This is a genomic window from Sulfuricella sp. T08 (assembly GCF_000971475.1).
Taxonomy (GTDB): Bacteria; Pseudomonadota; Gammaproteobacteria; order Burkholderiales; family Sulfuricellaceae; genus Sulfuricella.
Window position 1 is genome coordinate 12754 of sequence record NZ_DF967523.1, and the last position, 25235, is coordinate 37988.

Here is a 25235-nt window from a genome sequence, read left to right on the forward strand (position 1 = left end):
AGGACGCAATCATGACGCAAAAATTTCAAGTGCCGCAACAGGGCAGCAAAATCACGGTGAATGCCGACTTCTCCCTGAATGTTCCGGACAATCCGATTATTCCCTTCATCGAGGGTGACGGTACTGGTGTGGATATCACGCCGGTGATGCGCAAGGTAGTGGATGCGGCGGTGGACAAGTCCTATGGCGGCAAGCGCAAGATCGCCTGGATGGAAATCTACGCCGGCGAGAAAGCCACCAAGATCTATGATCCCGATACCTGGTTGCCGGATGAGACGGTACAGGCGCTGAAAGAATACGTGGTTTCCATCAAGGGGCCTTTGACCACGCCGGTATCGGGCGGTATCCGCTCGCTCAATGTGGCCTTGCGCCAGATGCTCGACCTGTATGTGTGCCTGCGCCCGGTGGTTTACTTTCAGGGCGTCCCGAGCCCGGTAAAGGCGCCGGAAAAGACCGATATGGTGATCTTCCGCGAAAACACCGAGGATATTTACGCCGGTGTGGAATGGGAAGCCGGCTCGCCGGAAGTAAAAAAAGTTATCCAGTTCCTGCAGCAGGAAATGGGCGTGAAGAAAATCCGTTTTCCTGATACCTCTTCGATCGGCATCAAGCCGGTATCGATCGAGGGTACACAGAGGCTGGTACGCAAGGCGATCCAGTACGCCATCGACAATAAACGCAGTTCGGTAACCCTGGTACACAAGGGCAACATCATGAAGTTCACCGAGGGCGGCTTCAAAAAATGGGGTTACGAACTGGCGCAGCGCGAATTTGGCGCCGAGTTGCTGGACGGCGGGCCATGGATGAAGTTGCCGAATGGCATCGTGATCAAGGACGTGATTGCCGACGCATTTTTGCAGCAGATACTGCTTCGGCCGGAGGACTACGACGTGATTGCCACCTTGAACCTGAATGGCGACTACATTTCCGATGCGCTGGCGGCACAGGTGGGCGGCATCGGCATTGCGCCGGGCGCCAATCTATCCGACAGCGTGGCGGTGTTCGAGGCGACTCACGGTACAGCACCGAAATACGCCGGCAAGGATTATGTCAACCCCGGCTCTATTATCCTGTCGGCGGAAATGATGTTGCGCCACATGGGATGGATCGAGGCGGCTGATTTGATCGTCAAATCGATGGAGCAAGCGATTCTCGCCAAGCGGGTCACTTATGACTTTGCTCGGCTGATGGAAGGCGCGACCCAAGTTTCCTGTTCGACTTTTGGGCAGGCGATGATCGAGCAGATGTAAGCTTTTAGCCTGCGGAAGCAGGCTCTAAGCCGCCCCCGGCTTTTTCACTGCGCTCTGAATCGGTTTCGGCGAGCGGGACAACGCCTGCGTTTCGCAGTAAGTTGATTAGATCTTCACCCACCATGCCCAATTCGTCACGCAGGATTTCCAGTCGTGCAAGCAATATAGCGGCTTGACTGGATTTCTTATTGACGTAAACCTCATGGTGATCGGGTTCCATTAACATTTTCTCCCTTCAAGCAATGCAAAAACTATCAATATTAATTATTAGCATGTTGCATTGAAAATGCCAGGGAATTTAATTGGATAAATGGAAAGCCGATTGCGCTCTGAATTATTCTTTGTCCAGATAAATTATGGGGATGAGCTAATATGTGTAGAAATTGGGTTTACATTTTTTTCTGAATTGGTTTACACTTTAAAGTAAGTTATTAAAGTCATGGTTTCAAGGAGGAAGCATGCGATTAAATTGGGTAGTGGGATGCGCGTGGTTCATTGCATCCGCAACAATAGCTGGCGAGATCAGCCAAGCGGACCAGGCTGGAGGTATTGCGCTCCAGGCCGAGGCCCAACTCGCGAACAAAGAAGCTCCAATCGCCTTCCGCAATTCCGGACTTAATCTGAAATCGTCGTCGGCGATGGTGGTGGATCAGGAGACCGGACGTACGTTGTTCGGTAAGAATGCCGATGCGCCCATGCCGATTGCCTCCATCACCAAGTTGATGACAGCTATGGTGGTGCTGGACGCAAAACTGCCCCTCGATGAAAAGATCACTATCAGTAGCGAAGACAGGGACTCGTTGAAGGGTACGCACTCACGAATCCAGGTCGGGACGACGCTTAGTCGCCAACTGGCTCTGCAACTGGCGCTGATGTCCTCCGAAAATCGTGCGGCGGCGGCTTTGGGCCGTGTCTATCCCGGAGGTCTCCCGGCCTTTGTCTCTGCGATGAATCGCAAGGCCGCGAGTCTTGGCATGTTGCACACCCAGTTTGTCGATTCTACCGGCCTCAACAGCAGTAATACCTCGACCGCGCAGGATCTGGTCAAGATGGTCAACGCCGCTTATGCGTATCCCCTGATCCGTGAAATGACCACCACAGGCTTCTATGATGTGGCTATGCGCGGCGGACCGCGCCGGGTTCAGTTCAAGAACACCAACATGCTGGTGCGAAACAAAATCTGGGAGATCGGGCTTTCCAAAACCGGTTTTATTAACGAGGCCGGTCATTGCCTAGTGATGCAGGTGAATATCGCGAATAAGCCGATGGTGATCGTGCTGCTCGATTCGTGGGGAAAACTGTCGCGTATTGCTGATGCACAGCGCATCAAGAAATGGATGGAAAGCAGCAAGGCTGCAAGGCGCCACTATGGCTAGTTAAGTTATCTCAATAAAAGGCCCGGCAGAAATCCTGCCGGGCCTTTTTTATTTTCAGGAGAGAGATGCCTGCCATCCGAGTTGAATCTATGCTCGTTGGGGTGGCCGCCTTATCGGGCGCCGAGTCGGGTTAGTTCATCCGCGGTGTTGAGGTTGAGAAAAGCCTGTTCGTCGTTGAATGGCACTTCGACGCGCCGAAGCATGGATTGCCATTCCCCGACCCGCCGACCACCCTGAGCGAGAAAATTTTCCAGGCCGGGCAGAAGGCTACACCGGCACAGGCAAACTGCACGGTGAATTTGCCCACCGCAAACCGGGATGGCAATGTCTGCGCCGCTTTCCTCGAGCGCGACAGACAATCGCCCAACCAGATCGCCAGGCAGAAAAGGGGTGTCGCACGGCACGCTTAGAATCAGCGGGTGGGCGGATTCGGTCATGCCGCGGAGCAGCCCGGCGAGCGGTCCCTGAAAGTCGGGGGACACATCAGGTAGCGCCGGGTGACCGAAGAGGCGGTATTGGTCGAAGTTGCGGTTGGCGCTGATGAACAGCTCATCGACCTGTGGCGCAATGCGTTCCAGTACCCAGGCGACCAAGGGGCGGCCGTTCAGAAGCGCCAGCCCCTTGTCGACGCCACCCATGCGCCGAGCCCGGCCTCCGGCCAGAATGACGGCACTAATGTTTAATCGATCGGTAGGCACTGCGGACCTGTTCATCAAATGGTTAACCGGAATGAACGGATGTTAGCAAGTCTCTCGCCTGCCGCCTAGTTGACAGGGAATATATTGAGACTAAGCTGAAGATTAACAAAGGGTAACCATAGGGAAAAATGGTTTTGTGTAACATATGCTGGTTAGTTGCACCCAAAATTTAACTGGAGAAAAAATTATGAATTCACGTTTCATGCGCATGACCAGCCGCTTGCTGATCGCCAGTGTTTTAGGACTTGGCCTGCCACTCCAGTCGGCTCATGCCGGGCTGGTGGGAACGGATAAGGTGGCCGTGTCCGCCCAGTCCCAATCCGAGCGCGAGCGTATCCGTACTTTTCTCGACCGCGAAGACGTGCGTAAGGAATTGCAGATTCAGGGAGTCGATGTTAACACCGCCAAAGCGCGTGTGGATGCACTGACCGACGAAGAGGTACAGAAAGTTGCCGGCAAACTGGACACGATGCCTGCCGGTGGGGAAATTATCGGGATACTGTTCACCATTTTCGTGATCCTGCTGGTAACGGATATTCTGGGGTTTACCAAAGTGTTTCCGTTTACTCGCTCTATCAAGTAAATTCGAACCATGTTGTTTCGAGTCTGCGCCCGCCTGATCGCGGGCGTTTTCTTTTTGATCTGGCTGGGTGGCTGCGCTACGCCGCAGACTCAGGCGCTGCTCAAGACGCACTCCAGGCAGTTGCCGCAGCAGGTGGAACTCAGCAAGGTACCGTTCTATCCCCAGGAAACCCACCAGTGCGGTCCGGCGTCACTCGCCATGGTGCTTAACTCAGGTGGCGCAAAAGTGACCCCGCAGGACCTGACCCCGCAAGTGTATCTGCCGGGACTTGCGGGCAGCCTGCAAGTCGAAATGCTGGCTGCCACGCGGCGTAATGGTTTTTTGGCTTATGAGCTTGCGCCGAAGCTGGACGATTTGCTGACGGAAGTGGCTGCCGGTTCGCCGGTGGTCGTGTTGCAGAATGTTGCGCTGAGCTGGTATCCGGTTTGGCATTACGCGGTGGTGGTGGGGTACGACCTCAAGCGCGAGGAAATTGTTCTGCGTTCCGGCCTGGAGCGGCGGCAGGTTCTGCCTTTTACGACATTTGAGCATACCTGGGAGCGCGCCGGCTACTGGGCGATGCTTGCGCTGCCACCGGGCAGGATGCCGCGCACCGCGACTGAAGCTGCCTATGTTGCCGCGGCAGTGGCCTTGGAAAAGGTAGCCCCGCCGAAAAGTGCCGAAGCTGCCTATGAAGCGGCCCTTAAACGCTGGCCGCGCAATCTTTCCGCCCGCATCGGCCTGGGCAATGCGGCCTACGCCCAAGGCGACTGGAAGCGCGCCGAAAAAGCTTATTTGCAGGCAACGCGGGATCATCCGAAATCCGCCATTGCCTACAACAACCTTGCCCAAGCGCTAGCCGAGCAAAAGCGTTATCCTGAAGCCCTGGCCTTGGCAAATCAGGCCGTCCTCCTGGGTGGTCCGGAGTCGGGCGCCGCCAAAAATACCCTGGATCAGATCAGAAAAAAGATGCGGAAATAGGCTCTAAGTTTCAGGACGGATTGCGCCGGAACAGCCAATAGCGCTCCGATCTGTCTCCGGGTCGGTTACCTTCCCATATTTTGTGCCATTCCGGGCCGGGAGGCGTCTCCGGGTTCTTGGCGCTGCCCTGCACCAGCAGCAAATTACACGTTATTCCCTTGTGAGTTTCCGTGCGTCGGGTAAGAATGCCGGCGTAATATTCCAGCATGGCGCGTTGCGGCTCGCCCAATTTGCTGCTCGAAATGCAGGCGTGGCGGGCGGGCAAGGCTTTCTGCATGGAGACGATCATGGAACGGTAGCTTTTGCCGGCATCAAGCCAGGGTAGTGCTAGTGTCATTATGATCACCCACACCAGCGTGATGCCGGTAGCCGAGTTGAGAACGGCGCGCGGATTGCGGGGCAGGGATCTGGCCCAGAAAACGATGAACAGCCAGGCAAGGGTAGCCAATAGCGCAATGGCAAAGTGCATCGGTTCGAAAGTCGGGATGTAACCCGGTTGCAATCTTTGCAAACGTTCTGCCTGGTTAACAGGATGACCAGAGATGATGGCGAACCAGAAGAACCAGAACACGCCAGCGATGAAGCCGAAGGTCATGATGCTGAACCAGTTCAGCGCACTGGCCGCGCCGCGGCGTAAAGTGTTGACGCCCGGTGCGGCCAGCAGCGAGAGTGGCAGCAGCATCGGCAGGGCATACAGCTCGCGCGCGTCGGAGGCCAGGCTGAATATCCCCAGCATCACCAGAAAGGCGGTGAGCACAAGCTGAATCCCGGGTTGACCGAAGACGGTGCGTCGTCCCTGCCACAGTGTCCACAGCGCAATCGGCAGGGCTGGCCAGGCGAACCAGGGCAGGATTTTTAAGTAATGCAAGTGATCGCTGCCAGGGCCGAGTTTGGCAAATCCCAGAAATCTCCCCAGGTTGTTGATCCAGAACCATTCCCGGAACAGTTCCGGCGAGCGCAGATACAGCAGGATCGGCCATATGGTGAGCCATGGGACTGCCGAGAGGAAGGCGATTGCAAGGCACAGCGCGTAATCCCGGCTGCGCCAGTGGCGGAATACGAGCGGCAAAATCAGGGCTGTCAGCCCGATGATTCCGGGTGCGATCAGACCCTTGGCCATGAAGCCGATACCGGTCCCCGTGCCGAGCCAGAAACCTGCCAGTGCTAATCTCCTGCGACTCAGCGCCAAGCCATAGATGGCCATTGCAAATCCGGCCAGCAAGGCGGTGTCGGTGATCATTTCATGGCCACGGATCAGCAGCCCCAGGCAGCCGATCAGGATGAGTACAGCGAGGCGGCCATGACTCTTGCCCCACAGTTCTCTGCCGGTCAACCCGGTGAGCAGCAACGCGATCGCCATGAAAAAGCCGGTGGTCAGGCGCGCTGCGTCATGCACAGGGAGCGCGAAGGAGAATATTTTTCCGAATAGCGCCGCAGTGATGTAATACAGCGGCGGCTTTTCCATGAATGGCTCGCCACCCAGGGTCGGTACGATCCAGTCGCCGCTTTGGAGAATATGGTATATCAGTCCGAAGCTGTAGGCTTCATCAGGTTTCCATGGCTGATGGCCGATCAGGCCGGGCAGTATCCAGGCCAGGCAGAGGATGGCAAGCAGGAAGAAGGTTGAACGGCTGCTGGAGTTGGTCAAGTTTGTGGGTTGGCTCATGGAGTGTCAGATAGTGTCGGCGGCTATTCAACCGTTTTAAGTGGTTGCCCTGCCTGCGGCTCACCGCTGGGATAGGCGTGATTCATCAGGCGCAGGTAGCCCTCGGCATTCTTGCCGAGTGGGGACAGGCGCGCCAGGCTGGCGAAGGTTTCCCCTTTTTTGGCGGTGCGGGTGTGTATGAGTGTGGGCTTCGCCAGTTTACGCTCGGAATCCTGCAGGGCGTGAAAGCTGTCGATAGCGGATGATATTGCCGCGCGGTGATGGTTATAGGCGGCCGGGTTTTTTGCGGTAGCAACCAGGACAAAGGCCTGATCCCGGAAAAAGATCACGCCGGCCTTGACCGGTTTGCCTTGGCGTATCCCGCTCATGATGGCGGCGGGCAGGCCGTTGATCGGGGTGGTATCCAGTTCGTTGCCGGCGTCCAGCCGGATATTGCGGCGCAAAAAATCTGCCGGCGTGCCGCGTGCGGGGCCAGCCAGTACCAATTCGATGAGCACGTCGTTTTCCGGGCTGAGGGCGATAATCTTGTCGGGGCTGTTTTTGATTTTCCAGTTGGGCGGGAAATTCAGTCCGAATCCCAAGCCGTCATGCAGGAACCGGTTGTCGCGGACGATGCCTTGGCTGGGGCTGTCGCCGAAAACCAGTCCGTTGATCTGAGTCAGATAGGCGGCCTGGCGGCTGTCGGATTGAGTTTGCTGGACAAAACGGTTGGCCTCGCCGACGACTTCCTTGAGCCGGGTATCGTTGTCGGGGTGGGAGGCGAACAGGCCGTGGTAGCGCCTCGGTTCGCGGCCTTCTCCGCGCGCAATTTCAGCATCGAACAGTTCCTGGTTCTTGAGGACGCCGACCACCTTTACCATCGCCTGTGGATCGTAGCCGGCGCGCGCCAGGTATTCTGCACCGAGGCGGTCCGCTTCCAGTTCGTGGTCGCGTCCATAGCCTGAAAGCAATGCGTTGCCGAGCAGGCTGAGCAGATCCTGAGCGCCGCCGCGCAATTCCGGCACCAGGACAGAGCCCAGCGCCACGCCGATACTGGCGGCCATCGAGGCGCTGTACTGCTGCACGCTGTGGCGCGCAGTGACGTGGCCAATTTCATGTCCCAGCACGGCGGCGAGTTCGGCTTCGGAGTTGAGATAAGCCATGATGCCGCGGGTGATGTAGATATAGCCGCCGGGCAGGGCGAAGGCGTTGATTTCCGGGCTGTCTACCACGGTGAAGTGGTACTCCAGGTTGCCGCGGTGGCTTTTCTGCGCGAGGTGCTGGCCGACTTCGTTGACGTAGCGCTGCAGGGTGGGGTTGTCGTAAACGCCGTATTCCTTGCGGACTTCCTCGTCGCCCTTCTGGCCGGTGCGGACTTCTTCGCTTTCGGACATCATGACGAAATTCTGCCGTCCTGTAACCGGGTTGACGGCACAGTTGGCGAGCAGTCCCAGGCAGAGCAGACCGGCAAACAATCTGGAGGCGAGCGTGAATCTCATCACGATTTATTTTAGCTAACCATAAACAAAAAAGGCAGCCTCAAGCTGCCTTTATGTTGCTGCGTAGCGTCGAAGCTTACTTCATGCCGTATTTCTGGCGGAATTTTTCGACGCGGCCAGCGGTATCGATGGTCTTCTGCTTGCCGGTGTAGAATGGGTGGCACATCGAGCAGACTTCAATGCCCAGCGATTTGTTCATGGTCGAACGAGTCTTGAACTTTTCGCCGCAGCTGCAAGTCACTTCGATTTCGTTATATTCTGGGTGAATTTCCGGTTTCATGGCTTAAATCCTTGGAATCTGGCGGCTTTTTTTAGGGCCGAATTCTTGAAAAAGAGGGATTATCCTCTAAAAAACGGGCTTTATCAAGTCCGCTTGTTCGCTTATCTGCGGCTGGTTATCCGCGGCGCATCGAATCGAAAAAGTCCGCGTTGTTCTTGGTTGCCTTGATCTTGTCGATCAGAAACTCCGTTGCCTCCAGATCATCCATCGGGTAGAGCAGCTTACGCAGCACCCAGATTTTTTGCAGAATGTCGGGTTTGATCAGTAACTCTTCCTTGCGCGTGCCGGAGCGGTTGACGTTGATCGCCGGATACAGGCGCTTCTCCGCCATCTTGCGATCCATGTGGATTTCCATGTTGCCGGTGCCCTTGAATTCCTCGTAGATCACGTCGTCCATGCGCGAACCGGTATCCACCAGCGCAGTGGCGATGATGGTCAGCGAGCCGCCCTCCTCGATGTTGCGCGCCGCGCCAAAGAAACGCTTGGGTCGCTGCAGTGCATTGGCATCTACGCCGCCAGTAAGCACCTTGCCGGAAGACGGCACCACAGTGTTGTAGGCACGTGCCAGGCGGGTGATCGAGTCAAGCAGAATCACTACGTCCTTCTTGTGTTCCACCAGGCGCTTGGCTTTTTCCATCACCATTTCGGCGACCTGGACATGGCGCGTGGCGGGTTCGTCGAAGGTGGAGGAAACCACCTCGCCACGCACCGAGCGCTGCATTTCCGTTACTTCTTCCGGTCGCTCATCGATCAGCAGTACGATCAGATAGCATTCCGGGTGGTTGGCCGCGATGGAGTGGGCGATATGTTGCAGCATCACGGTCTTGCCGGATTTCGGCGAGGCCACCAGCAGGCCGCGCTGCCCTTTGCCGATCGGTGCGACCATGTCGATGACGCGACCGGTAATGTTCTCTTCCGCCCTGATATCGCGTTCCAGAATCATTGGCTGATTCGGGAACAGCGGCGTCAGATTCTCGAACAGGATCTTGTGCTTGGAGTTCTCAGGTGGTTCACCATTGACCTGATCCACCTTGACCAGTGCGAAATAGCGCTCGCCCTCTTTAGGGGTGCGGATCTCGCCCTCGATCGAATCGCCGGTGTGCAGGTTGAAGCGGCGAATCTGCGAGGGACTGACATAAATATCGTCCGGCCCGGCCAGATAGGAGGTGTCAGGAGAACGGAGGAAGCCGAAGCCATCCGGCAGGACTTCCAGCGTGCCTTCGCCGTAAATGCTTTCGCCTTTCTTGGCCTGATTCTTGAGTAAGGCAAAGATCAGATCCTGCTTGCGCAGGCGGCTTGCACCCTCGATCTCGTTGGTGATGGCCATTTCCACCAGTTCGGTGACGGGGAGGTGTTTTAAATCGGATAAGCGCATGGCGGTAGGGTAGGATGAATCAGTAGAAAAGGTGGATCAAAGGTAGAGCAAGGTGGATCTGGAATTTCTTAGAGTGCGGCGGGAAGAAGCTTGCGCCTGAGCCCGAGGAACGGGCAGTCAGGCGCTAGGTTAGCGGCTTTAAATATTGCTGTCAATGAATGCGGTCAGTTGGGACTTGGACAGGGCGCCCACTTTGGTGGCTTCGATGTTGCCATTCTTGAATATCATCAGGGTAGGAATGCCGCGAATGCCGAATTTTGGCGGCGTGGCCTGGTTTTCGTCGATATTGAGTTTGGCGACCTTGATGCGTCCCGCGTATTCCTGCGCAATTTCGTCGAGAATCGGGGCGATCATCTTGCACGGGCCGCACCAGTCCGCCCAGTAATCAACCAGTACGGGTAACGGGGATTGCAGGACTTCTGGCTCGAAGGTGTCGTCGGTGACGTAATGGATATGTTCGCTCATGAGATTCTGGCTCCAATTCAAAATAATAGAGAATCAACGGAAAAGATTGTGAAACGCTGTGACAGTTTGACGATTGTGTTTGCTTTTGTGTTGTGACAGACGTGTTGCCGGTTTATGGGCTGGATATGAAATGTATTTTTGAACTTTATCCTAACCAAAAAAATCCGGCAAGGGGAATTGTTGGACGAATGCGTTGATTATGCCACCCGGTTTCGGGATAAAATCAGGTTGTTCCCCATTGTTCCCGGTATTCCCGGACGCTTATCAATTCATTATATGCGGAAATCTTCGGTTGACACTGTTTCCGTCCCCCATCTGCTGCGCGTCGCCGCACGGGAAATCGTTGCGCTGGAGCAGGAGCGGCTGCCCAGGCTGACCGGCCTGGTGATACTGCTGCCGAATTTTCATGCCGTCGATTTGATGGGCGAGGCTCTGAGCGAAGCGGCGGGCGCGCCCTCCCTGCTGCTGCCGCGCATGACCACCCTGACCGAATGGGCCGGAGAGGTGGCGCTGGGACGTGAGGTTCTCCCCGACAGCTGCCGTGCTGCCCTGCTTTACCAGGCCCTGCGCGAGCGGAAATGGTTTGCCGACGCCGATTTGTGGCATGTCAGCCGGGAATTGCTCAGCCTGTTCGACGATATGGCCCGGCAGGGAACCGGCCTGCCGGATTCCTATCCGGAGTTTATCGCGCTGCTGGAACAAGCCTACCGCACCCGCGCCGGAGAACCGCTGCAGTTCGAGGCGCGCCTGGTGCACGAGTTGTGGTATGCCATGAGCCTCAGCGGCGATGGCCGCGTCGATAGCATCACCGCCTACCATTTGCGGCTGGCCGGCTTGGCCGATGTTGCTGCCTCACCCTTGTATGCCGTCGGCCTGTCCGGCCTGACGCCGATGGAGCAGGACTTTTTCCGGCGCTACCGGGAAAGGCAGCCGGTACACCTGTACGGCTGCGACGATGAGGTTCCAGCCGATGACTTGAGCAGGTTGGTGCAAATAGCCTGGCAGTCTCCGGTGGCTGTAACCCTCTTTCCCAACTCTCTCTCAGATGGACGCCCTCACCTCAATCCTCTCCCGCAGGCGGGAGAAGAGGCAAACGTGAAGGGCGCTTGTTCCGATCTGCCCGGCTTGCGCGAGCGCGCCGCCGAATTTCGTCAGCGCGGTCCGGAAAGTCCGTTGAGAGGCCGCCTTGAATTGCTTGAAGCGCACAGCCTGGAGCAGGAGGCGCAGGCTGTGGACAGCCAGATTCGCGAGTGGCTGCAGGCAGGCAAAAGCGCCATCGCGGTGATCGCCCAGGACCGGCTGGTGGCACGCCGCGCCCGCGCGCTGCTGGAGCGCGGCCAGATCCTGATTGCGGACGAAACCGGCTGGACCTTTTCCACCGTGGCCGCCAGCGCCGTGGTGATGCGCTGGCTCGACGCCATGGCCAGCCGCTTCCACCACCTCGATCTGCTCGACCTGCTCAAATCCCCGCTGATCTTCGCCGACTGGGAGGTTGGGGCACGCAAGCATGCCGTCTACGGCCTGGAGCAACTGGTGCGGCGCCATAGCGTGATCTCCGGTCTGCATCACTACCGCGGCCTGGCGCAGCGCGAAGGTGCGGAGGACGTGCTCGCGCTGCTGGCCCGACTGGAGCAGGCGCAGGCCCGCTTCGGCGCGCGCAAGCGCGGGCTGGCGGCATGGCTGGCCAGCTTGCTGGAAAGCCTGGAGGTGCTAGGCTTGCGCCAGGGTCTGGCGCAGGACTTGGCCGGAGAGCAGTTGCTGCGGCTGCTCGCTCGCCTGCAAAAAGAATTGACCCAGGATCAGGGGCTATTCTCCCTGAGCGAATGGCGGCGCTGGCTCGACAGCCAGCTCGAAGCCGCCACCTTCCGCGATACCGGCATCACCAGCCCGGTGGTGTTTACTCACCTCGGCGCCGCGCGCCTGCGCCGCTTCGACGGCGTAATCGTGGCCGGCGGCGATGCCGCCCATTTTCCGGGAAGAGGAAAGGAAAGTGCCTTTTTCAACCAATCGGTGCGGGCGCAACTCGGGTTGCCGACTTTCGAACAGGACCTGCGCCAGATGGAGCAGGACTTCACCTCGCTGCTGGCGGACTGCGGCACCCTGCTCATTACCTGGCAGGGCCGAAAAAACGCCGAACCCAGTCTGGCGAGCCCGTGGGTAGATCGGCTGGAGGTCTTCCACCAACTGGCCTATGGAGAGGAGCTGCCGCGCAGGGCGGCTGATCTGCTTGGGAAGGCCGCCGATATTCTTACTCCGTTGCCCGCCACGGCCCGCCCGACATTGCCGCCCGAACTGGTTCCCGTCGCCCTCTCCGCCAGCGGCTACAACAGCCTGATGGCCTGCCCCTACCAGTTTTACGCCCGCCATGCCCTGCACCTGAACGAGCTGGACGAAGTGCAGCAGGCGCTGGAAAAGAAGGATTACGGCGAGCACGTGCATGCCATCCTGCACCATTTCCACCAGCGCTATCCCGCCATCAGCGGCTGCGACCGGGCCGAGATGGAACAGGCCCTGCGCGACATCAGCCGGGAAGAATTCCTCCAGGCGCTGGAGGCAGACTACCTCGCCCGTGCCTGGGCGCTGCGCTGGGATGTGCGCATTCCCGCCTATCTCGACTGGCAGGCGGGGCGCGAGCAGGAAGGCTGGCGCTGGCACGACGGCGAGCTGTGGCGCACGCGGGAACTGGAACTGGACGGGGGGCGTAGCCTGACCCTGAAGGGCCGGATCGACCGCATCGACACCCGGTCGGACGATGGTGAAGCCGCCTACGCCGTGCTGGATTACAAGACCCAGAGCCGCGTCGGCCTGCAAAAGAAGCTGGAAACGCCGGGCGAGGACGTGCAGCTGCCGGTGTATGCGCTGCTGCTGGAAGAGTCGGTGGTCGAAGCGGCATTTGTGCCGGTGGACGAGGATGGCAGCACCAAGATAGTGGAGCAGGAAGACATTTATGCGCTGAGCAAGGCCACCGGGCAGCGCCTGCGCGAGCTGTTCAACGCCCTGTACCGGGGCGCTGCGCTGCCCGCCCAGGGCAGCGCTCCGGCCTGCGCTTACTGCGAGATGAGCGGCCTGTGCCGCAAGGACTATCGGAGCGACCATGAGGGGCAATGAGATCAACCGCGCCGCGCTGAATCCAGCTTCTTCGGCGGTGGTCGAAGCCTGCGCCGGCAGCGGCAAGACCTGGCTGCTGGTGTCGCGCATCGTGCGCCTGCTGTTGGCCGGGGCGGCGCCGTCCGAAATCCTGGCGATCACCTTTACCCGCAAAGCGGCGCAGGAAATGTCAGCGCGTTTGCGCGACTGGCTGCGCCTGCTGGCGCTGGCGCCGGACGAGGAAGTGCGGGCTTTCCTGCTTGAACGCGCCGTTCCGGAGCATGATATCGAGTCCCTGCTGCCCCGCGCCCGCAGCCTGTTCGAAATCTTCCTCTCCGCCCAGCCCGGCATTACCATCAACACTTTCCACGGCTGGTTTCTGCAACTGCTCCAGCGCGCCCCGCTGGACAGCGGGGCGGGCGGCGACTGGGGGCTGCTTGACCAGACCTCCGCGCTGCTCGAGGAAGCCTGGCAGCTGTTCGCCGAAGAACTGCAATCCGACCCTGGTTCGGAATCCGCCCAGGCACTGGATTTCCTCTTCACCGAGCACGGCTTGCACAACACCCGCAGCCTGCTGCTCGATTTCGTCGCCAAGCGCGCCGAATGGTGGGCTTATACCCAGGGGGCGGAGGATGCGGCAGCGTTTGCTGCAGAGACATTGCGCCGCGATCTGGCGGTGGAGCCGGAGCGGGATGTGCTGGCCGAGCTGTTTGCCGATAGTGGTTTGATCCTCGATTTGCAGTCTATTCTGGGGCTGCTGGAAATCAATACGGACACGGATAAGGGGCTTGCCATCGGACTTTCACGAGTACTGGCGGATATTGGCGAGCAGGCTTCCTCTCCCCCAGCCCCTCTCCCACAAGTGGGCGAGGGGAGTTTAAGCCCCTCTCCCGCAGGCGGGAGAGGGGCTGGGGAGAGGGGGTTTTCGCAATGCTTTGAGGCGATCTTTGCCGTGTTCTTCACCCTGAAAGGTGACCCGCGTAAGCGCAAGGCGAGCAAAGACCAGGCAAAACGTTTGGGCGCGGAGGGCGAAGTTCGCCTGCTCGAACTGCATGGGCGTTTGAGCGAGCGCCTTGCGGCGGTGCGGGACGCGCTTGCCGCGCTAGCCGCTTACCGCTTCAACCGAGCCGGCCTGCGCTGCGGCGCGGGGCTGCTCGACGCCTACCAGCGCCTCAAGGAGGAACGGCGGGCGGTGGATTTCACCGACGTAGAATGGCGCGTCCACCAGTTGCTCAATCGTTCCGACCACGCTGAGTACATGCAGTACAAGCTCGACTGCCGCTACCGTCATATCCTGCTCGACGAATTCCAGGACACCAATCCGTTGCAGTGGCAGATCATGCGTTCCTGGCTCGATGCCTCGACGGGTGCAGGCAGCGCGCCGACGGTGTTTCTGGTGGGCGACCCGAAGCAGGCGATCTACCGTTTCCGCCGCGCCGATGCGCGCCTGTTCGGCATCGCTGCCGATTTTCTGGAGCAAGGCTACGGCGCGGCCCGGTTGCAGCAGAATGTTTCCCGCCGTAGTGCACCGCCGGTGCTGGAGGCGGTGAACTGCCTGTTCGGGCAGGAGGAGGAATTCACCGGTTTCGAGCTGCACCAAGCCCATCACACCGAAATTCCGGGCAGGGTGGAAGTGCTGCCTTTGGCCCAGGGCGATCAAAATGAACCCGCCGAAGCGCAGTCGTCAGTCCTGATCTTGCGCGACCCCCTGACCGAAGCGCTGGAGGAAGAGGAAGACCAGCGCGTCGAACGGGAAGCCCAGCAACTGGCGGAAAAAATCGGCAGCATGGTGGGGTCATGGCAGATCGCCACGGAGAACGGCGAGAACAGGCCGGCGGAATTTCGCGACATCCTGCTGCTGAAACGCAGCCGCACCCGGCTGGAAATTTACGAGCGTGCCTTGCGCACGGCCCGCATCCCCTACGTCAGTTCGCGTCAGGGTGGGTTGCTTGAAACGCTGGAATGCAGCGATCTGACCGCCTTGCTGACTTTCCTGATCACCCCCTTCGCCGACCTTTGTCTGGCCCAAGCGCTGCGTTCGCCCTTGTTCGGCTGTTCTGACGACGACCTGATGCGATTGGCAAAGCTGCCAGATGGCTCCTGGTGGGCGCGCCTGCAGGCATTGGCCGTGCGCGGTGAGGCAGGCCCGACCCTACAGCGGGCAGCGGACCTGCTGCAAGGCTGGCTTGCACTCACCGACACCCTGCCGGTGCACGACCTGCTCGATCGCATCTATTTCGAGGGCGACTTGCTGCCGCGTTACGCTGCTGCTGTGCCGGATGCGATGCGCGGCGCGGTGCAGGCCAATCTGCACGCCTTCATGGAACTGGCGCTGAACGTGGACAGCGGTCGCTATCCCAGCTTGCCCAAGTTCATCAACGAATTGCAGCAGCTGCGCCGTGCGGCGGCGCAAGAGGCCCCGGACGAAGGCATCGTCGGCGATGCCGGCAACGCCGTGCGCATCCTCACTATCCACGGCTCCAAGGGGCTGGAGTCGCCTATCGTCTGGCTGCTCGACGCTCATGCCTCGCCCCGCAATGAGCGCGGCTACCGGGCCGTAATCGACTGGCCGCCGGAAAGTCCCTGCCCGCAGCACTTCTTCCTCTACGCCGGCAAGCGCGAGCGTGCTGCGCAGTGGCAGCCGGTTTTCGATGCCGAAGCCCAACTGGAGCGGCGCGAAGACCTGAACCTGCTGTATGTCGCGATGACCCGCGCCCGTCAGGCGCTGATCGTCAGTGGCAGCGAAAGCACGCGCAAGTCCGAGGAAAGCTGGCACGGAAAAATCCGCAATGCCCTGACCGGCGAAGAAGCCGGGGAGACCTGCGAACTCGGCCAGATGCCCCAGCTGCCCGCAGGCGCGGCGCAACCCGAAGCCGCGCCGCCCCCCGTTTTTTATACCCCTGCTGCGCAGGCTATCCCCACCGGCAAACGGATCAGCCAGCGCCAGACCGAGGCACAGCGCCATGGCATCCGGCTGCATGCGCTGCTGGAATGGATCGCCCCGCCTTCGCAGGCGCTCGACCGGGCATGGATGCAAGACAGGCTGGAAGTGGACGATGCCGAGTTCGACACGCTCTGGCAGGATGCCTTGCATCTCACCCAGGCTCCCCATTTGCAGCGCTTCTTCGACCCTGCATGCTATGTGAATGCCTGGAAAGAAGTGCCCTACCGAACGGCAGCGGGGGAGAGCCGTCGTCTCGATCGGTTGGTTGAGTTTAAGAATGACGTCTGGATACTGGATTTCAAGGCCGCCGAGAGGGCGGAAGAGGGGAATCTGGCGGCATGTGCTGCGCCTTATCTGGGGGTGATGAGGGAATATCGGGTGGCTATGGAGGGGGTGTTTGCACCCAAGAGGGTGAGGGCGGTGTTGGTGTTTGGGAATGGGTTGATATTTGAAATCGATTAGCTGGGTTTGAGCCTAACACCAACATAACCGGCACGAGATACGAGCGATCGGCGCCGTAGGCGCGAAGTTAATGTACTCGTTGGACATTTCTTTGCTCTATTCGACGAAAAAAATCATCAAAGATTTTCTTCCCTTTTTCGATATTGTCATTGAAGATATTTAAATAATCGTCACTAGATATTTCCAGGTCCAACTCGTTTCTAACTGAAAGGACTGCATTGGGTAGCAATGCTGATATTTCAAAGAATTTATTCATGCACTTTCTAATAAATTCCAAATGCTCTTTATTTTGTATTTGCCATAGTTCAGCAATTTCTGCTTGAAATTTATCGTATTTCTTCTGCTCGAAATCGACGTTTCCATTGATAGTTTTCCACAGTGCCGGATCTTGATTTCCTTCCAGATTTAGATTTTTCATTATGGCAATGTAACGATCAATTTCTTGCTGCGACTTGTCGCGCAGGTTTTCTAGAGTATGAATAGAGTTTTTTCGTAACATCAGCCCACTACGCTCAAGCATCAAATCTAATGTGGCTGATCCGATAGCAGCCATGTATTCGGTAACTGCCTTTACAGTTTCTTTGGAGCCAACGATTTGAACTTTCGCGATCTTTCCCGAATCGCTAACCATGCTGGAAGAGATTTGTTCTTCGTTACGATTAAGATTGGAAAAACTAGGTATGATATTTTGGCTCCGCGTTATAGCTTCGACCGCCTCCATATACACTTCTTTCTTGATGTTCTTTTCACGCTCTACCGCTGCGAATTTTAGCTGATAGTTACTTCTGATCTCTTCTAATATTTGCGCATAACCTGACTTTACTGACTCCACCTTATCAGTAAGGGATTCAATATCTTCTTTAGTAGCTAGATTTTTTGCTTTTTCTGAGAGGTATGAAGGTATAAAAGATTTTATGAAAAAATATATTATTCCACCGCCAAGCACGGCGCCTATGCTGAAGCTACCAATCAGTGAGATCAATTTTTCAATTTCCGAATATTCCATAGCATTTATTTACGCCTCAATTTAAAGGGGCCAGGCACGATTAAATTTTGTGTTGGAATGTTAGAGCTCTATTGTGCATTTTATGACAATTGGGCCACTATAGGCATTTGTTCTAGTGGTTACAAGCGGTGCTGGGTTTTGAGTGCGCTTCGCGCAAATGTTTAGATGCCGGGGGCTGCCCGGCAGCAGGTTACTTTATTTTGCTTGTCCAAAATACAAGTAACCAAACAAAAAGACACCCTGCCGCGCCGGTCCTGCGGGCTACCTTCGGTTTGCCGGACAAATTGGGCGGCTGCGCAACTCGCCCTAGCAGGGCACACAAACCGTGCCCTGCCGCGGAGCTCGAACAGTGCTCGCCTTCATCCCAATTTGCCCGTCAAACCGAAGCGGCGCAGAAGGGGAGTTGGGTTTTGTGGGCGGAGCCCGTGTTTTGGGTGCTCTCCCCGTTGGGGAGAGCGGGGTGGGGCGGTTTTGTTTTGCTTTTCGGTCCCCTTGGTCCACCGCCGAGCAGCACAGCAGGGCCGGGGGATTTCGGCGAGGACTGTCTGAGGCCACAGGCCGAGTTCCGCAGCCGCCCGGCTCGGCGAGCAGCACAGGGAACCCCGCAGGGGCGGTGGATAGGGGCGGCTTTCTTTGGTTACTTTCTTTAGCCGTTTAAACTAGTCCGCCGGGCTACCCCCGGCACCCAAATCAACCGCGCAAAGCGCGCCACACCACTATTGCCAAGTCTTGAAAACCTCACTGAGGTATTCAGAAAAGAAATAATAACCCGTCAGTCCGGCCATCACCAGAACAAGCAGAACCAATGCGGTTATGACGGACCATTTGGTGATGGGGCTGGGCTCGGAGGTTTGTTTCGTTTTCGGTTTTGCTTCTTTATGTGGGTGCCAGCCAAACATTTCAGGCAGGTGGATGTCCATGATATTGCCCTCCAGAAACAGTTGCGGATAAATCATGGCTTGGCTCGCGCCAAACCTGTTTATTTGACTCGGCTATTCGCCTCTTGTTCCGTGTTTTTATGGAAGGAGCCGCCAGGCTTGCCGCGCTGCTTCCTGCCATTCGGCCAGCTTTCTGCGCATCCGTTTGTAATGCGATCCCCGCCAGTAAACCCGGCCACAGTGCGGGCAGACCAATAGTTCATCCTCCGTTTGACGCACATCATCCGGCACCTGCTGGGCGTGCTCCGGGGTGGCGGGCTGAAGCAGGGTGTTGTCCATCAGGCAGCGGGTGAAGGCGTGGCTGAGCCAGTCGATGTCGAATTGATTACTCAGGACTGCCGCCTGGAGGTCGAGCGAGCCGAATGGAAGCTGGATGACGTGGCCCTTGGCGGCTTTGTGTTCCGTGATCTTGCGGTCGGCGGTGAGCAGCCAGCGGCCTTCGACGATTGCTTCGCGCAGGATTTGCGCATCGGTTGCAGTCTCGACTGCCAGAGTGGTGTCCAGTCCGGCGGCGCGCAGGTAGCGGGCCAGGCGCGCCAGCATCACGTCACACAGGAAGCGGGGAGCAGATTCCATAAGACTCTCTATAATAAATCAAAGTGGGTCCGTCCACTTTTCTTGCATGAAGGAGAAGCGCTATGTCCAAAAAAATATGGTTATTGCCGCTGGCTGTGGGGATGATGGTTATGTCACCACTGGTTGTCGGCCAGGATCAAGTGAAGCAGCAGGACCAAACCCGCCAGCAGGACCGGCTTCGTACTCAGGATCAGGAGCAGGTATACGGCTCGCAGTTGATGACACAGGAAGAGCGCATGGCTTACCGCACCAAAATGCGTGCGGCAAAAACCCAGGAAGAGCGCGAAAGAATCCGCGCTGAACACCACGAGCAGATGAAGGTGCGCGCCAAGGAGCGAGGCGTTACTCTGCCGGATATGCCCCCAGCAATGGGCGGTGGCATGGGCCCCGGAGGTGGTATAGGAGGCGGCATGGGGCCCGGTGGCGGTGGCATGGGTCCGGGAGGGGGAATGGGTGGCGGCCCCAGAGGGCGCTAATGATTTATTGAGGTGATCCTTCCGATTTCCCTTCTCCCGGCAAGGGGGAAGGAGTCGGAATATTGCCCCCAATGTCATGAGGAAATATACGGATTCCTGGGCGCGGTCGCTATGCGCTCACGCCCGGAAGAGGGGTGAGTTTAGTGGCGACCGGTGCTGCCGAAGCCGCCGGAGCTGCGTTCGCTTGCTTCGAAATCGTCTACCACATTGAATTCGGCATGGATCACCGGGACGATGACCATCTGCGCGATGCGCTCCATCGGGTTGAGGATGAAGGGCGTGTGGCCGCGGTTCCAGCAGGAAACGAAGAGCTGCCCCTGGTAGTCTGAGTCGATCAGGCCGACCAGGTTGCCGAGTACGATGCCGTGCTTATGGCCCAGGCCGGAGCGCGGCAGGATCATCGCCGCCATGCCGGGGTCGCAGAGGTGGATGGCGATGCCGGTGGGGATCAGCTCGGTGTGGCCGGGATGGATGGTCATGACGTGTTCGATGCAGGCGCGCAGGTCCAGCCCCGCCGATCCCGGCGTGGCGTAGCTGGGCGGGTGCTGCTTGAGGCGTTCGTCGAGAATTTTGACGTCGACTTTCTTCAGATTCTTTTTCATTTCAAGCCTCATTTTTATTTCCTGAATGATGGTAAAGCTTGGCGACGTGGGCGATCAGCTGCCTCGCCAGTACGATTTTTGGCGCGCGCGGCAGCGGGTGGGTGCCTTCGTCGTCGAATAGAATTAACTCGTTGTCTTCCTGGCCGATGGCGTCCTGCACCATGTTGGCGGCCAGCAGCGGCAGGTTTTTCCGGCGCCGCTTCATTTCGGCGAATTCGTAGAGGTTCTCGCTTTCCGCAGCGAAGCCGACGCAGAACGGCGGGTTGGGCAGGTTCATCACGTTGGCAACGATGTCGGGGTTGGGTGCCAGTTCCAGCGTGAGGATGTGAGCATCTTTCTTGATTTTCTGCTCGCTCGGGTTGAGCACGTAATAGTCAGCTACTGCTGCGACGCTGATAAAGATGTCGGTTTCGCCAATTTCCTTGTTGACCGCTTCAAGCATCTGCTGGGCGCTGGTGACGGCGATGGTTTTTGCCGCTGTGGGCGGTTTCAGGCAGGTCGGGCCGGAGACCAGGGTAACTTCTGCTCCGGCTTCGATGGCGGCACGGGCGACAGCGTAACCCATTTTGCCCGAACTCATGTTGGTGATGGCGCGCACTGCATCGATCGCTTCGAAGGTCGGCCCGGCGGTGATCAGCACGCGTTGGCCTTTCAGCAGCTTGGGATGCCAGAACGATTCTAGATCCTCTATCAGTATTTCCGGTTCCACCATTCGTCCCATGCCGGTTTCGCCACAGGCCTGAGAGCCGCTGGCCGGACCAAGGAGGGTGATGTCGTCGCGCCTGAGCTGGGTGATGTTGCGATGGGTAGCCGGGTTGTCCCACATTTCGCGGTTCATCGCCGGGGCGACCAGGAGCGGGCAGGCGCGTGCCAGGCAGGCCGCGGAGAGCAGGTCGTCCGCGGCGCCGTGTGCGAGCTTGGCGATAAAATCGGCGCTGGCCGGGGCGATCAGCACCGCGTCGGCGCCGCGCGTGACATCGATGTGCGCCATGCCGCCGGCTGCCTGGCCGTCCCATAAATCGCTCAGAACCGGTTTGCCGGAGAGCGCCTGGAAGGTGGCCGGAGCGACGAAGTGGCGGGCCGCTTCGGTCATGATCACCTGCACCTCGATGCCGTTTTTCACCAGCAGGCGGGTAAGCTCTGCTGCCTTGTAGGCGGCCACGCCGCCGGTGACGCCGAGAACCAGGCGCTTTTTCACTGTATCGGTCATAATCCTTTTATTCTACTTGAAACAACAAAGAATTTGTCATGGCGATAACGGATTGGCCGGAAGGCGAACGACCCCGGGAGAAGCTCCTGCAGAAAGGCGCGTCCAGCCTGTCGGACGCCGAGTTGCTGGCGATTTTTTTGCGCACCGGCCTGCCCGGCAAAAGTGCGGTGGATCTGGCGCGCGAACTGCTTGGGCGCTTCGGCAACCTGACGACCTTATTTGCCGCCGGGGAAAAGGAGTTTTGTCAGACGCCCGGCATGGGTGCGGCGAAATATGCGCAACTGCAGGCAGTTCTGGAGATGGCGAAGCGCGCGTTGCATGAAGAGATGTCAGAGCGCGATGCGCTGTCCTCGCCGCAGGCTGTGCGCGATTATTTGCGGCTCCGGTTGCAGGGGTTGCCCCACGAAGTCTTCATGGCCTTATTCCTGGATGCGCAAAATCGCGTCATAGTCAGCGAAGAACTGTTTCGCGGTACTTTGACCCAGACCTCGGTTTATCCAAGGGAAGTGGTGAAGCGCGCCCTGCATCACAATGCTGCTGCAGTAATCCTGGCGCATAATCATCCTTCCGGCGTGGCCGAACCCAGCAATGCTGACCAGGTGCTGACCCAGGCGCTGAAAAATGCGCTGGTTCTGGTGGACGTCCGGGTGCTGGATCATTTTATCGTTGCCGGAAGCGGTTTTCTGTCCTTCGCAGAGCGAGGCCTGCTCTAGAGAGAGTAATTTCTTCTTGAGTTGTCGGGCAAAAATATGGTATAAATCGCGTTTTTCGTAATTCATTCTTCTATTTTCTGGAGCAATACCATGGCCCGCGTATGCAAGATCACCGGCAAGAAGCCGATGTCGGGGAACAACGTCTCCCACGCCAACAACAGGACTAAACGTCGTTTCCTGCCGAACCTGCAAAATCGCAAGTTCTGGGTGGAAAGCGAAAACCGCTGGGTGAGTATGCGCCTATCCTGCGCTGCATTGCGCACTATTGACAAAAACGGCATCGACGCCGTGCTGGCGAAGCTACGCGCTCGCGGCGAAAGCATTTAAGGGGCTAAGAAATGGCAAAAGGCGGACGCGAGAAAATCAAACTGGAATCCACTGCGGGTACCGGTCACTTTTATACTACCGACAAGAACAAACGTACCATGCCGGAAAAGATGCTGATCAAGAAATTTGATCCGGTGGCACGCAAGCACGTGGACTACAAGGAAACCAAGCTGAAATAAGCTGGTTTGCCTAGGTATTGCCCAACAAAAAACCCGCTTCGGCGGGTTTTTTGTTGCCTGTATCAACCGGATCACCGGGGCCAGACGAAGTGCGTAGGATGGGTGGAGGCTTGCCGATACCCATTGCTTATGATTATAGATGATGGGTATCGCTTCGCTCCACCCATCCTACGCGGGTTGCCAGGATTAGCTGGGCTGATTGCCGATGATGCGGATATCTCTTTGCGGGTAGGGGATTTCGATGTCCGCCGCCTGGAATTGGCGCCAGATTTCCAGGTTGATGTCGGATTTCAGGCCGAACTGGCCTTCCTCCGGGTCGTCGATCCAGATGCCTAGTTCCAGGTCGATGCCGTTGTCGCCGAAGGATTTGAGAAATACTTTGGTTTCCGGATCGGCAAGTACCCTTGGCTGCTTCGCGGCGGCATCCCTCATGATCTTCATGGCGCGTTCCAGGTCGCTCTGGTAGCTGACCTGTACCGGAATGCTGACACGAAAATGGCGGTCGGTATAGGAATGGTTGATGACGGTGGAACTGATCAGGGTTTCGTTCGGGATGATGGCTTCGGTGCCGTCCAGGCTTTTTAGCACCATGTAGCGTGCGGTCAATTTTGAAACCGTGCCGAAGCGCCCTTCAACGGTGAGGGCATCCCCGGGGTGGATGGATTTGTCGAGCAGGATGATGAAGCCGCTGACGTAGTTGCTGGCAATTTTTTGCAGGCCGAAACCGATGCCCACGCCCAGGGCGCCGCCGAATACCGAAAGCACGGTGATGTCGATGCCCGCCAGGGGCAGGGCGATCAGCACGCCGAATATGATCAGGGCGGCGCGGATCAGCTTGGACAGCACCACGCGCAGATTCATGTTCAGGTTCTCTGTGGCCATTACCCGGTTTTCGAGTATCCGCCCCAGCCACATCGCCGCCAGCACGGTGACAAGGACGGACAGGATGCCGCTCAAAATAATGAGCAATGAAATTTTCTGCTTGCCAATATGGAAGCTGAGGTCGTCCATGGCATCCAGAATTTCGGGCAGAAAGCCGGTGAGGTGCAGAGCGAGGCCGACCCAGATTGTCATGGCAATGAAGCGCTCGGAACTGTGCAGCCAACCGCTCGGGGCGAAAATCTTGCGCAGCGCATAGACGGCAAGGCGGACCAGTGCCATGGCTAATAGCAGGGACGTAGCGATATTCAGAAGATTGACCGAGTGCCAGTTCTTGAGCACGGTCTTTCCGATCACCACCAACAGCAGTGCAACCAGAGGAAAAGCCACCCGGGAAACCCCGCCCAGGCCAACTTTGATGGCGCCTTCCGATTTCGGCAGGTGGCTCCTCAATAGTCGGTTAAAGCCCCAGGCCAGCGCCAGGCTAAAACCCAGCACCGCAAGTTGCCACAGTATCGTGGTTTGTTCCAGATCGGAAAGTAGGTCTGTCAGCAGGTTGTGAGCATTCTGAGGCATGGAGTGATTTGAACACGAGTGAGAGAGCTAAATTCTAGCATGGCCGGAGAGCCGCCCGGAGTGTTGCGGCTTATAGCCACTTTTTCTTGCGGAAATACACCTGCATGGAAATGCCGACGGTCGCCATCAGCAGCAGTATCGCCGGGTAGCCCCAGGTCCATTCGAGCTCCGGCATGTGTTTGAAGTTCATGCCGTAGACGCCGGCGAGGAAGGTGAGCGGCATGAAGATGGTGGCGATCACGGTGAGGACGCGCATTACCGAATTCATGCGGTTGCTGACGCTGGACAGGTAGATGTCGAGCAGGCCGGTGGCGAGGTCGCGGAAGGTTTCCAGCGTGTCGATGATGTGGATGGTGTGGTCGTAGATGTCGCGCAGGTAAATTCGCGAAGTTGGCTCGAAGAAGGCTGATTCGCCGCGTTCCAGCGCACCGATGACGTTGCGAAACGGGAAGATGGCCTTGCGCAGGAAAATCAGTTCGCGACGGAGTTTGTGGATTCTTTGCAGAGTACTGGGTGTGGCGTTGGCAATGACTTCCTCCTCGAGGGCGTCGATTTCTTCTTCCCGCTTTTCCAGTACCACGAAATAGTGATCCACCACCGCATCCAGCAGTGCGTAGGCGAGATAGTCCGCCCCGGTCTTGCGGATGAACCCTTTGCCGCTTTTGATGCGCTCCACGATCGGGTCGAAGATGTCGCTATGCTGCTCGCGGAAGGAGAGCACGAAATTCTTTCCCAGGATCAGGCTTACCTGCTCGGCGGCGATTTCCCCGCGATCGTTGAGGGACAGCATTTTCAGCACAATGTAGACGTAATCGCCGAAATCCTCCATTTTCGGGCGCTGGTCGGTGTTCATGATGTCTTCCAGCACCAGCGGGTGCAGCCCGAAGCATTCGCCGATGCGCTGAAACAGGTCGATCTGGTGGATGCCGTCGACGTTGACCCAGGTGATGCCTGTGGCCGCCTTGGCGGCGCAGTACTCCTCGGCAGCCTCGGTTTCCGTGTCGAGAAAGCTGGATTCGTCGTAATTGATCAGCCTGACGCGGGTCTTTTCGCTCCGTTTTTTCCCAATGTGAACCAGCGTGCCGGGCGGCAGACCGGCTTTTTTCGATCTTTTGGCGAATTTGGACAT

24 protein-coding genes are annotated in these 25235 nt (G+C 57.9%); 10 read left to right on the top strand and 14 right to left on the bottom strand.

Translation table 11 applies throughout. The features are described from left to right. Positions 1–11 precede the first annotated feature (11 nt). On the top strand, positions 12–1250 hold the full coding sequence (gene icd, locus SCT_RS01785) for an NADP-dependent isocitrate dehydrogenase (protein WP_059418363.1): 1239 nt from the start codon (positions 12–14) through the stop codon (positions 1248–1250). Positions 1251–1254: 4 nt separating this feature from the next. Here icd and SCT_RS01790 read toward each other — a convergent pair whose 3' ends face one another. Further along, positions 1255–1470 (bottom strand): hypothetical protein, encoded by a 216-nt coding sequence (locus SCT_RS01790; protein ID WP_059418365.1) that lies wholly within the window; start codon positions 1468–1470, stop codon positions 1255–1257. A 238-nt stretch (positions 1471–1708) separates the two neighbouring features. Here SCT_RS01790 and pbpG point away from each other — a divergent pair, with 238 nt between their 5' ends. Next, the gene (gene pbpG / locus SCT_RS01795; protein WP_082098140.1) at positions 1709–2626 is read left to right on the top strand and encodes a D-alanyl-D-alanine endopeptidase; all 918 of its coding nucleotides are present in this window, start codon (positions 1709–1711) and stop codon (positions 2624–2626) included. 110 nt (positions 2627–2736) lie between these two features. Here the strand turns inward: pbpG and mobA are convergent, their stop codons facing one another. After that, positions 2737–3339, bottom strand: a complete 603-nt coding sequence (mobA, locus tag SCT_RS01800) for a molybdenum cofactor guanylyltransferase MobA (protein WP_059418368.1) — start codon at positions 3337–3339, stop codon at positions 2737–2739. A gap of 172 nt (positions 3340–3511) precedes the next feature. Here mobA and SCT_RS01805 point away from each other — a divergent pair, with 172 nt between their 5' ends. After that, the gene (locus SCT_RS01805; protein WP_059418370.1) at positions 3512–3907 is read left to right on the top strand and encodes a PA2779 family protein; all 396 of its coding nucleotides are present in this window, start codon (positions 3512–3514) and stop codon (positions 3905–3907) included. A gap of 9 nt (positions 3908–3916) precedes the next feature. Continuing rightward, the gene (locus tag SCT_RS01810) at positions 3917–4867 is read left to right on the top strand and encodes a PA2778 family cysteine peptidase (protein ID WP_059418372.1); all 951 of its coding nucleotides are present in this window, start codon (positions 3917–3919) and stop codon (positions 4865–4867) included. 10 nt (positions 4868–4877) lie between these two features. Here SCT_RS01810 and SCT_RS01815 read toward each other — a convergent pair whose 3' ends face one another. The 5 genes from SCT_RS01815 to trxA all read right to left on the bottom strand — a co-directional run bounded on the left by SCT_RS01815 (position 4878) and on the right by trxA (position 10131). Further along, the gene (locus SCT_RS01815; protein ID WP_059418374.1) at positions 4878–6533 is read right to left on the bottom strand and encodes a glycosyltransferase family 39 protein; all 1656 of its coding nucleotides are present in this window, start codon (positions 6531–6533) and stop codon (positions 4878–4880) included. Positions 6534–6556: 23 nt separating this feature from the next. Further along, complete coding sequence (locus tag SCT_RS01820; protein WP_059418376.1) at positions 6557–8011, bottom strand: M48 family metalloprotease; 1455 nt, start codon at positions 8009–8011, stop codon at positions 6557–6559. 76 nt (positions 8012–8087) lie between these two features. Next, the gene (gene rpmE / locus SCT_RS01825; RefSeq protein ID WP_059418379.1) at positions 8088–8291 is read right to left on the bottom strand and encodes a 50S ribosomal protein L31; all 204 of its coding nucleotides are present in this window, start codon (positions 8289–8291) and stop codon (positions 8088–8090) included. 115 nt (positions 8292–8406) lie between these two features. After that, positions 8407–9666 carry a transcription termination factor Rho gene (rho, locus tag SCT_RS01830; RefSeq protein WP_059418381.1) on the bottom strand — a complete coding sequence of 420 codons (1260 nt, stop codon included), beginning with the start codon at positions 9664–9666 and terminating at the stop codon, positions 8407–8409. Between the two features lie 138 nt (positions 9667–9804). Next, complete coding sequence (trxA, locus tag SCT_RS01835; RefSeq protein WP_009206476.1) at positions 9805–10131, bottom strand: thioredoxin TrxA; 327 nt, start codon at positions 10129–10131, stop codon at positions 9805–9807. Between the two features lie 276 nt (positions 10132–10407). Here trxA and SCT_RS01840 point away from each other — a divergent pair, with 276 nt between their 5' ends. Both SCT_RS01840 and SCT_RS01845 read left to right on the top strand, forming a co-directional pair. After that, positions 10408–13239 (top strand): PD-(D/E)XK nuclease family protein, encoded by a 2832-nt coding sequence (locus SCT_RS01840; RefSeq protein ID WP_144408197.1) that lies wholly within the window; start codon positions 10408–10410, stop codon positions 13237–13239. Beyond that, on the top strand, positions 13226–16624 hold the full coding sequence (locus SCT_RS01845) for an exodeoxyribonuclease V subunit beta (protein WP_059418386.1): 3399 nt from the start codon (positions 13226–13228) through the stop codon (positions 16622–16624). Before SCT_RS01840 ends, SCT_RS01845 begins: the two co-directional genes overlap by 14 nt. Positions 16625–16691: 67 nt before the next feature. Here SCT_RS01845 and SCT_RS01850 read toward each other — a convergent pair whose 3' ends face one another. The 3 genes from SCT_RS01850 to SCT_RS01860 form a co-directional block, all read right to left on the bottom strand. Next, positions 16692–17630: a hypothetical protein gene (locus SCT_RS01850; RefSeq protein ID WP_059418389.1), complete on the bottom strand. Its 939-nt coding sequence runs from the start codon at positions 17628–17630 to the stop codon at positions 16692–16694. Between the two features lie 716 nt (positions 17631–18346). Then, positions 18347–18550, bottom strand: a complete 204-nt coding sequence (locus SCT_RS01855) for a hypothetical protein (RefSeq protein WP_144408198.1) — start codon at positions 18548–18550, stop codon at positions 18347–18349. A gap of 96 nt (positions 18551–18646) precedes the next feature. Beyond that, positions 18647–19144 carry a Mut7-C RNAse domain-containing protein gene (locus SCT_RS01860; RefSeq protein ID WP_059418392.1) on the bottom strand — a complete coding sequence of 166 codons (498 nt, stop codon included), beginning with the start codon at positions 19142–19144 and terminating at the stop codon, positions 18647–18649. Positions 19145–19206: 62 nt separating this feature from the next. Here SCT_RS01860 and SCT_RS01865 point away from each other — a divergent pair, with 62 nt between their 5' ends. Next, the gene (locus tag SCT_RS01865) at positions 19207–19620 is read left to right on the top strand and encodes a hypothetical protein (protein ID WP_059418394.1); all 414 of its coding nucleotides are present in this window, start codon (positions 19207–19209) and stop codon (positions 19618–19620) included. Positions 19621–19760: 140 nt separating this feature from the next. Here the strand turns inward: SCT_RS01865 and dut are convergent, their stop codons facing one another. Both dut and coaBC read right to left on the bottom strand, forming a co-directional pair. After that, on the bottom strand, positions 19761–20222 hold the full coding sequence (gene dut, locus SCT_RS01870) for a dUTP diphosphatase (RefSeq protein ID WP_059418581.1): 462 nt from the start codon (positions 20220–20222) through the stop codon (positions 19761–19763). A gap of 1 nt (position 20223) precedes the next feature. Further along, positions 20224–21432, bottom strand: coding sequence for a bifunctional phosphopantothenoylcysteine decarboxylase/phosphopantothenate--cysteine ligase CoaBC (gene coaBC / locus SCT_RS01875; RefSeq protein WP_059418397.1), 1209 nt, complete (start codon positions 21430–21432; stop codon positions 20224–20226). Between the two features lie 38 nt (positions 21433–21470). On the opposite strand from coaBC, the gene radC reads away from it, so the two are divergent. The 3 genes from radC to rpmG all read left to right on the top strand — a co-directional run bounded on the left by radC (position 21471) and on the right by rpmG (position 22651). Next, positions 21471–22145, top strand: coding sequence for a DNA repair protein RadC (gene radC / locus SCT_RS01880; RefSeq protein ID WP_059418400.1), 675 nt, complete (start codon positions 21471–21473; stop codon positions 22143–22145). Between the two features lie 90 nt (positions 22146–22235). After that, a complete protein-coding gene (rpmB, locus tag SCT_RS01885; protein WP_009206461.1) occupies positions 22236–22472 on the top strand; it encodes a 50S ribosomal protein L28 in 237 nt (78 codons plus the stop codon). A gap of 11 nt (positions 22473–22483) precedes the next feature. Then, entirely contained in the window at positions 22484–22651 is a 168-nt protein-coding gene (gene rpmG / locus SCT_RS01890; RefSeq protein WP_009206460.1) for a 50S ribosomal protein L33, read from the top strand. 186 nt (positions 22652–22837) lie between these two features. Here the strand turns inward: rpmG and SCT_RS01895 are convergent, their stop codons facing one another. Next, positions 22838–24106 (bottom strand): mechanosensitive ion channel family protein, encoded by a 1269-nt coding sequence (locus SCT_RS01895; RefSeq protein WP_059418402.1) that lies wholly within the window; start codon positions 24104–24106, stop codon positions 22838–22840. Between the two features lie 70 nt (positions 24107–24176). Beyond that, positions 24177–25235, bottom strand: a complete 1059-nt coding sequence (gene corA, locus SCT_RS01900; protein WP_059418404.1) for a magnesium/cobalt transporter CorA — start codon at positions 25233–25235, stop codon at positions 24177–24179.